The 8,390-nt window shown below is 68.1% G+C and carries 7 protein-coding genes; 3 read left to right on the top strand and 4 right to left on the bottom strand.

The window, feature by feature from the left end; all coding sequences use genetic code 11:
* Nucleotides 1-164: 164 nt before the first annotated feature.
* The 4 genes from VEC04_RS12985 to VEC04_RS13000 all read right to left on the bottom strand — a co-directional run bounded on the left by VEC04_RS12985 (nucleotide 165) and on the right by VEC04_RS13000 (nucleotide 5,416).
* Nucleotides 165-557, bottom strand: coding sequence for a GIY-YIG nuclease family protein (locus VEC04_RS12985; protein WP_324777414.1), 393 nt, complete (start codon nucleotides 555-557; stop codon nucleotides 165-167).
* A gap of 410 nt (nucleotides 558-967) precedes the next feature.
* Entirely contained in the window at nucleotides 968-4,273 is a 3,306-nt protein-coding gene (gene carB, locus VEC04_RS12990) for a carbamoyl-phosphate synthase large subunit (protein WP_324777415.1), read from the bottom strand.
* A 16-nt stretch (nucleotides 4,274-4,289) separates the two neighbouring features.
* Entirely contained in the window at nucleotides 4,290-4,604 is a 315-nt protein-coding gene (locus tag VEC04_RS12995) for a hypothetical protein (protein WP_324777416.1), read from the bottom strand.
* Nucleotides 4,605-4,717: 113 nt separating this feature from the next.
* Complete coding sequence (locus VEC04_RS13000) at nucleotides 4,718-5,416, bottom strand: HAD family hydrolase (protein ID WP_324777417.1); 699 nt, start codon at nucleotides 5,414-5,416, stop codon at nucleotides 4,718-4,720.
* 178 nt (nucleotides 5,417-5,594) lie between these two features.
* Here VEC04_RS13000 and VEC04_RS13005 point away from each other — a divergent pair, with 178 nt between their 5' ends.
* From VEC04_RS13005 to VEC04_RS13015, 3 genes are all read left to right on the top strand, one after another.
* Complete coding sequence (locus VEC04_RS13005; RefSeq protein ID WP_324777418.1) at nucleotides 5,595-6,419, top strand: hypothetical protein; 825 nt, start codon at nucleotides 5,595-5,597, stop codon at nucleotides 6,417-6,419.
* A 41-nt stretch (nucleotides 6,420-6,460) separates the two neighbouring features.
* Complete coding sequence (locus VEC04_RS13010; RefSeq protein WP_324777419.1) at nucleotides 6,461-7,459, top strand: aromatic ring-hydroxylating oxygenase subunit alpha; 999 nt, start codon at nucleotides 6,461-6,463, stop codon at nucleotides 7,457-7,459.
* On the top strand, nucleotides 7,456-8,390 hold a 935-nt coding region (locus VEC04_RS13015; protein WP_324777420.1), incomplete at its 3' end, for an amino acid permease. The genes VEC04_RS13010 and VEC04_RS13015, both read left to right, overlap by 4 nt.

An 8,390-nucleotide genomic window follows, 5' to 3' on the forward strand; every position in this document is an offset into this window, starting at 1 on the left:
CCGGGCCGCGATATTTGCGCAGACGGTAGTGCTCCATACAGGGAGGATCGCACGCCGCTACGTCAGAAGCGGACGCATGGCTGGCCGGCCACCCCGCCCCACCCACCGCCGTCATCCTCGGGCTTGACCCGAGGATCAGACGTGGGCGAGGGGAGGCAGCGGCGCTACTCCCCCTCCCCAGCCTCGTCCTCCAGCCGCGCCAGAAACGCCGCGACGCCGCAATCGTCCTCAATGGGCAGTCGCGGGTCGTCCTGTTCGCCCCGAAGAAACGGGCAGAGGTCCCGCCACTCCGGGTTCCGCTGTTCAATCAGCTGCATCTTCCAGGGCCGGCGCCAGCTCTTGAGGGCCTTCTCCCGATGGATGGCGGAGGTCACCCGCTCAAACGGCTGGTACCAGACGAGGATGTTGCAGCCGTGGCGTTTCGTAAACGCGCTACCCTCGCCTGCTCGATGCTCGGCGCTGCGACGGTAGAGGTTGCTGGTCATGCCGGTGTAAATGACGCCGAACGGACGGCTCGCCTCGATGTAGGTGGCTATGAGCGGCCGCTTGTCGTCCATGACGGCAGCTGTTCGCCGCCAGCCCACAACGTCAAGACTGTTCAACCTCCGATACCCAACGTCGCCCAGCCCATCCCACCCCACGACCGTCATCCTCGGGCTTGACCCGAGGATCAGACCGTCCGGTGCTGCGTCGAAGCCAGCACGGTCGCGCTCGCCGGGCCGCCACAGAAGCAGAGTCAGCCCCAACGTCTGATCCTCGGGTCAAGCCCGAGGATGACGGAGGAAAAAGGGGTACTCATTATCCCGCATATCGCGGTCAATGTCCCGATCTTCTCCCGGGACAATCCCGCCCATGTCCCGCAATTATCCAGCCCATGTCGCGGCCTTGTCCCGCTTTTGACTGGCCGACCTGTCCGGTCCGCCCCGTCGTCGGGCGGCCTGCACTGGTCGAAATCGTCACGAACTGGTCAGCCGTGCGCATAGTCCTGGATCGGCCGCACGCCGAGGTCCCCCGCCTTGATCGCCCCGATCGCCTGCGAGGCGGCCAGCGCCCCCGCGGTCGTCGTGTAATAGGGGATCTTCATCATCAGGGCCGTTCGCCGCAGGCTGAAGCTGTCCTGCAGCGACTGCTTGCCCTCGGTGGTGTTGATGACCAGCTGGACCTCGCCGTTCTTCATGGCGTCGACGATGTGAGGGCGGCCTTCCAGCACCTTCTTGACGAAGGTCACCGGCAGGCCCTGATCGGCCAGGAAGGCGTGCGTGCCGCCGGTGGCCATGACGCTGAAACCCTCGGCCAGCAGGGTCTTCACCGCATCGACGATGAAGGGCTTGTCGCCGTCCTTGACGCTGACGAAGGCGCAGCCCTGCGTCGGCAGGAGGGTGCCGCCGCCGATCTGGCTCTTGGCGAAGGCGCGGGCGAAGGCGGGGGCCATGTCGGCCTCGCCGTCGCGCTTCCAGTCCAGCCCCATGACCTCGCCGGTCGAGCGCATCTCGGGACCCAGCACGGTGTCGACGCCGGCGAAGCGGGCGAACGGGAAGACGGCTTCCTTGACCGCGATATGGTCGTACGGCTTGTCGGCCAGGCCAAAGGACTTCAACGGCACGCCGGCCATGACCTTGGCGGCGATGGCGGCGATCGGCTGCCCGATCGTCTTGGCCACGAAGGGCGCGGTGCGGCTGGCGCGCGGATTGACCTCGAGCACGAAGATGCGCGGGGCCTCGGAGAGCGGCTCCTCAATGGCGAACTGCACGTTCATCAGGCCGCGCACCTTCAGGGCCCGGGCCATGGCCTCGGTCTGGCGCTTCAGCTCGGCGATGGTTTCGGGGCGCAGCGAGTGGGGCGGCATGGAGCAGGCGCTGTCGCCCGAATGCACTCCGGCCTCCTCGATGTGCTCGAGCACGCCGGCGACGAAGACGGTCTCGTCGTCACACAGGGCGTCGACGTCGATCTCCGTGGCCCGGTTCAGATAGTGGTCGATCAGGACCGGGTCGTCGCCCGAGACGCGCATGGCCTCGCCGACGTAGCGGTCCAACTGCTCGCGATCGTGGACGATCATCATGCCGCGGCCGCCCAGCACATAGGAGGGGCGCAGGACGACCGGGTAGCCGACCTCGTCCGCCTTGTCTGCCGCCTCCTGGGCCGAGCGGGCCAGGCCGTTCGGCGGCTGCATAAGCCCGATGTCGTGCAGCATGACCTGGAAGCGCTCGCGGTCCTCGGCAAGGTCGATGGAGTCGAGGCTGGTGCCGAGGATCGGCACGCCGTCCTCGTGCAGGGCATGGGCCAGCTTCAGCGGCGTCTGGCCGCCGAACTGGACGACGACGCCGATCAGGTCGCCCTTCGAGCGCTCGACATCGATCAGCTCCAGCACGTCCTCGGCGGTGAGCGGTTCGAAATAGAGCCGGTCAGAGGTGTCGTAGTCGGTCGAGACCGTCTCGGGGTTGCAGTTGACCATGATCGACTCGACGCCGATGTCGTCGAAGGCGAAGGCCGCGTGGCAGCAGCAGTAATCGAACTCGATGCCCTGCCCGATCCGATTGGGACCGCCGCCGAGGATGATCGCCTTCTTCCGGTCGGTCGGGTTGGATTCGCACTCCGGAATCTGGCCCAGCGCGCCGGTCTCATAGGTCGAATACATATAGGCCGTGGCGCTGGCGAACTCGGCCGCGCAGGTGTCGATGCGCTTGAACACCGGGCGGACATCGAGGGCGCGGCGGGCCTTGCGGACGGCGGCCTCGGTCTGACCGGTCAACTGGGCGAGGCGGGCGTCGGAGAAGCCCTTGGCCTTCAGCTTGCGGAAGTCGGCGGCCGTGGTCGGCAGGCCCTGCACCACGACATGGCCCTCGGTGCGGACGATGTCGGCGATCTGGCGCAGGAACCACGGCTCGTACGAGCAGGCCGCCTGCACCTCCTCGACCGACAGCCCGTGGCGGAAGGCCTGGGCGATGACCCGGATTCGGTCGGGCGTCGGCTGGCCCAGGGCGCGGACCACGGCGGCGCGCGCCGAGGCCTCGTCGTCGACCTCCAGCACGCCGTCGATCTCGATCTCGTTGAAGCCGGTGAGGCCGGTCTCCAGCCCGCGCAGGGCCTTCTGCATCGACTCCTGGAAGGTCCGGCCGATGGCCATCACCTCGCCGACCGACTTCATCGAAGTCGACAGCAGGGGCTCGGAGCCGGGGTATTTCTCGAAGGCGAAGCGCGGGATCTTGGTGACGACGTAGTCGATCGACGGCTCGAACGAGGCCGGCGTCACCTGGGTGATGTCGTTCTGCAGCTCGTCCAGGGTGTAGCCGACGGCCAGACGGGCGGCGACCTTGGCGATCGGGAAGCCGGTGGCCTTGGAGGCCAGCGCCGAGGAACGCGATACGCGCGGGTTCATCTCGATGACGACCATGCGGCCGTCCTTCGGATTGATCGCCCACTGGACGTTCGAACCGCCGGTCTCGACGCCGATCTCGCGCAGCACGTTGATCGAGCCGGTCCGCATGCGCTGATATTCCTTGTCGGTCAGCGTCAGGGCGGGGGCGACGGTGATGGAGTCGCCGGTGTGCACCCCCATCGGGTCCATGTTCTCGATGGAGCAGATGATGATGCAGTTGTCCGCCTTGTCGCGGACGACCTCCATCTCGTACTCCTTCCAGCCGAGCACGCTTTCCTCGATGAGCACCTCGGTGGTCGGCGACAGGTCGAGACCGCGTTCGACGATCTCGCGGAATTCCTCGACATTGTAGGCGATGCCGCCGCCGGTGCCGGCCAGCGTAAAGCTGGGACGGATGATGGCGGGCAGGCCGACGAACTCCAGCGCGTCCTCGGCCTCATCGATGTGATGGATGGCCTTGGAGCGGGGGCTTTCGAGGCCCAGCTTGTCCATGGCGTCGCGGAATTTCTGGCGATCCTCGGCCTTGTCGATGACGTCGGCGCGGGCCCCGATCATCTCGACGCCCCATTTTTTCAGCGCGCCCGAGGCATCGAGCGCCAGGGCGGTGTTCAGCGCCGTCTGTCCGCCCATGGTCGGCAGCAGGGCGTCGGGCCGCTCCTTCGCGATGATCTTCTCGACCATCTCGGGCGTGATCGGCTCGATATAGGTCGCGTCCGCCACCTCCGGGTCGGTCATGATCGTGGCCGGATTGGAATTGACCAGAACGACCCTATATCCCTCGGCCTTCAGCGCCTTGCACGCCTGGACGCCGGAATAGTCGAACTCGCACGCCTGCCCGATCACGATGGGCCCCGCCCCAATGATCAGGATCGACTGGATGTCCGTGCGCTTCGGCATTGTTCTTCCGAGACTTTCAGTTCGTCACGACCGCGCACTCCCAGCCGTCATACTCCAGCTGGAAGGCCGCGGCCCAGGATTGCATCATGGCGGAAACGGGCGAGAACGAGATTTCGTCCACGGCCATCGTGGTTTCGAGAATGGTGCAGTCGTCCTGCCCACGGGTCAGGAAGCCCGCTCGCCGCGCCACCTCGTTGAGATCGTCGTGATCCCCCTCGCCATAGAAGTAGAAGAGGGTATGCCGGGGCGTAACGCCGCTGTCGCCATGCGCCGCCAGAGACGCCCGGACCATGGCGTCGCGCTCGTCGTGAGGGACGTCGTCATCGGTCAAGGCGGCTGGTCTCCTCGCGCGCGCGGACCCGACGCGGGCGGGGCCGGCGCGGGGCGGTTCGGGTTGTCGGTTAAGCGGCCCGTCTAAAGACGGGGGGGCGGAGGAGCAAGGGCTTATCGGTCCGACCGCGCATCGATCCAGTCGGGCAGGTCGGCGATACGCTCGAGCGCGCCGTAGCGCGGATGCCCCTCCGGCGCGTCGGCCAGCTCGTGCGCCCAGGTGATGGCGTAGGGGATGTGGACGGCGAAGGCCCCCGCCTGCAGCGCCGGCAATACGTCCGACTTCATCGAATTCCCGGCCATCACCGCCTCGTCGGGTCCGGTTCCATGGCGGGCGAACACGCGCTCGTAGGTGGACCGGTCCTTTTCGGAGACGATCTCGATCGCGGCGAACAGTTCGCCGAGGCCCGAGGCCGCCAGTTTGCGCTCCTGATCCAGCAGATCGCCCTTGGTGACCAGCACCAGCCGGTAGCGTTCGGACAGCCGGGCCAGCGCCTCGTCGACGCCGGGTAATGTCTCGACCGGATGCGCCAGCATCTCCCGGCCCGCCGCGAGGATTTCACGGATCGCGCCGGCCGGCGGTTCGCCGTCGCACATCTCCATGGCCGTCTCGATCATCGACAGGGTGAAGCCCTTCACCCCGTAGCCGTAGAGCCGGAGATTGCGCCGTTCGACCTCTGCCAGCCGCGTCTGAACGGCCTCGGTGTCGTGTTCCGCCAGCAGGTCGAGGAACCGCGCCTGCGTCAGCCGGAAGATGGTTTCGTTGAGCCAGAGGGTGTCGTCGGCATCGAGGCCGACCGTGGTGATGGTCATGGCCTCTCCTGACGCGCGGCGGCCGCCCGGTCAACGGGCCGGCCGGCGCGCCCGTCCCGCTTCGGGAATCGGCATGGTCAACGGCGTTTGACCATGTTCGTCAGCGATGTGTTTTCACCTTGGGGCGCTTCCTCAGGCTAGGGGGGCCATTTCTTTCGACCGGCTGGAGAGAACGGTCATGAGGGACGACCCAGGGTACCCCAGTACGCTTGCGGCTTCGTTGGATCACGACACGCCGGACGGCGGCCTTCACGAGGCGATCGCCCGCATCGGCGAGCGGCGGTCGTATGCCGCGCCGTATGAGAGCCTGACCTTCACCCTGCTGACCCGCGCGCGACGCGAACTGATCATCACTCTGGCCGCGCAGCCGGTGTTCGACCTTTCGCTCTCCGCCCCCGTGGCGCGCCGGATCCGCAGGAGCGTGCGGCATCGCGGGGGCGAGAGCGCGCTGATCGGTTTGGGACGACGCACGCTGGAGCCGGCGGATCTGGTCCGGATCGACGCCCAGACGCTGAGAAACGGCCTCGACCTGCTGCGCCTCGGAACGAACGACAGCGGCGTATTGCCCGCCTTTTGGCGCACCGTGGCCTCGAGCGGCGGCCGGTTCGATCTGCTGTGCGCCGAGATGCAGCATGAATCGACGCCGGGCACCCTTCTCGTGGAGGTGATGGGCGGGCTTGAGCAGGCGCCGCCTGAAGCCATCCAGGAGGCCATCCAGCATTTCGAAACCGGGTCGCTGGGCGCGATCCTGCACATTGCGCCGGACATCGGCGCCGCGCTGCGGCTGTCGCAGGTGCGCGCGCAATGTCTGGCTATCGATTTCGCCGGCGTCGAGCATGAGAGCGCCCGCGACTGGCAGGCGGCCGCGCAGCTGATAAGGGCGGCCCGGCAGACGTGTCCGCAGCTCATGCTCCTGAACCTGCGGCCCGATCGCGGACTGGCCGCCCAGGCGGCGGGCGCCACGCACGCCGTTTTCGCCGGCATGGATGCGGTCATCGTCTGAGGACGGTTGACGGCGGGCCCGGCGCCGGGCCTTGATCGGCCATGCAGGCCACGCTTCCCGCCCGGCTCTACGGGAGTCCCGATGCCTGGGCGCGCGAGCGCGCCGGGGTGTTCGGCCGCGCCTGGCTGTTCATGGGCCACGAGGCCGAGGCGGCCGCGCCCGGCGACTGGATCGCCACGGACGTCGCGGGACACCGGCTGCTGGCGGTGCGGGGCAAGGACGGCGTGCTGCGCGCCTTTCACAACGTCTGTCGCCATCGCGCGGGGCCGCTGGCGCAGGGCTCGGGCGGGCATTGCGAGGGCGAGCTGGTCTGCGCCTACCACGGCTGGCGCTATGCGCTGGACGGGCGGCTGCGGGCGGCGACGGGATTCGGAACGGTCGAGGGATTCGACTCCCGCGAGTTCGGACTGCTGGGGGTACGGCTGGAGATCTGGCGGGGGCTGGCCTTTACGAACCTGAACCCTGAGGCGGGGCCGCTGACCGATCATGTCGCGCCGCTGGAGAGGCTGCTGGTGGAGCGAGAGCTGGAGATCGCCGCGCCGGCACTGCGCCGGAGCCATGATCTCGCCTGCGACTGGAAGGTCTATGCCGAGAACTATCTGGAGGGCTACCACATCGGATCGGTGCATCCGGTGCTGGCCGGTGAGCTGGGTTCGGCAGAGTACCGCGTCCGGGTCGACGGCGAGCTGGTGGTGCAGGAGGCGGTGGGCGTGAACGACGGACCGCAGGCCGGGGTGTGGGGCTGGCTGTGGCCGAACCTCGGGATCAACGTCTATCGCGACGGGGCCATGATCGAGCGGATGACGCCGGTGGGCCCGGGGCGGACGCGGCTCGACTATCTGTTCCTGAACCATGGCGGCGAGAGTGCGTTGGGCGACGCGCTGGAGGCCTCCGACCGGTTGACCGGGGAAGACGCGCGCATCTGCGAGGCGGTTCAGGCCAATCTGTCGGCGGGGGCGTATGACACCGGCGTGCTCAGCGCCCGGCAGGAGGTCGCCGTCGCCTGGTTCCAGTCCCGTCTCGCCGAGGTTCATGCATGAGCGACGCGCCGCATCACATCCCGCTGGCCGAGGAGCCCCTGTCGGACCGGCACAAGTTGGGCTGGGGGTTGGCGGCCCTGGTCGTCGCCGGCAACATGATCGGATCCGGGGTCTATCTGCTGCCGGTGAGCTTGGCGCCGGTGGGCAGTTCCAGCCTGATCGGCTGGCTGGTCGCCGGGGCAGGAGCGGTGACCCTGGCGCTGGTGTTCGGGGCGCTGGGCCGGTTGCGGCCGGACGCGGACGGACTGCCGGGTTTCGCCGAGCGCGGGCTGGGCCGATTCTTCGGGTTCCAGACGGCGCTGGCCTTCTGGACTGCCTGTCTGGTGGGCAATGTCGCCATCGCCGTGGCCGCCACGGGCTATCTCGGCTTCTTCTGGCCCGCGCTGAAGGATCCGGTGGCGGCGACCTTCTGCAATCTCGGGATCATCTGGCTGGCCACGATCGCCTACATCATCGGGGCGAGAACGGCGTCCGGGCTGGCGGCTGTGGCGCTGGCCATCGGCCTGGCGCCGATTGTGATCGCTGTGGCGGCCGGAGTGATGGCTTTCGACCCGCAGACCTTCGCCGCCTCGTGGAGCCCCTCCGGAACCGCGCTGGTCGAGAGCGTGCCGGCGTCCTTGGCGGTGATCTTCTGGGCCTTCCTGGGCGTGGAGAGCGCCGCGGCCCTGTCGGTCCGGGTCAAGCATCCGGCCCGCGACGTCGGCCGGGCCTCGGTGGCCGGAGTGCTGCTGGCGACCCTTATCTACATCGCCGCGACGGTGGCGGTGTTCGGAGTCATTCCGGCGGATGTGCTGGCGAACTCGACCAGCCCCTACGCCGATCTGGCGGCGCGGGTGTTCGGAGCCTCCATCGCCGGAGTGGTGGCGGTCTGCGCCATCGTGAAGACCATCGGCACCGTCGGCGGCTGGGTCATGCTGGGCGGGGAGACCGC

Source organism: Brevundimonas sp., assembly GCF_035626535.1.
Lineage (GTDB): Bacteria > Pseudomonadota > Alphaproteobacteria > Caulobacterales > Caulobacteraceae > Brevundimonas.

Excerpts from the sequence above, each read along its gene's own strand:
- VEC04_RS12985 (WP_324777414.1), bottom strand. The coding sequence starts at position 557 with ATGGACGACAAGCGGCCGCTCATAGCCACCTACATCGAGGCGAGCCGT.
- VEC04_RS13010 (WP_324777419.1), top strand. The coding sequence starts at position 6,461 with ATGCAGGCCACGCTTCCCGCCCGGCTCTACGGGAGTCCCGATGCCTGG.
- VEC04_RS13005 (WP_324777418.1), top strand. The coding sequence starts at position 5,595 with ATGAGGGACGACCCAGGGTACCCCAGTACGCTTGCGGCTTCGTTGGAT.
- carB (WP_324777415.1), bottom strand. The coding sequence starts at position 4,273 with ATGCCGAAGCGCACGGACATCCAGTCGATCCTGATCATTGGGGCGGGG.
- VEC04_RS13000 (WP_324777417.1), bottom strand. The coding sequence starts at position 5,416 with ATGACCATCACCACGGTCGGCCTCGATGCCGACGACACCCTCTGGCTC.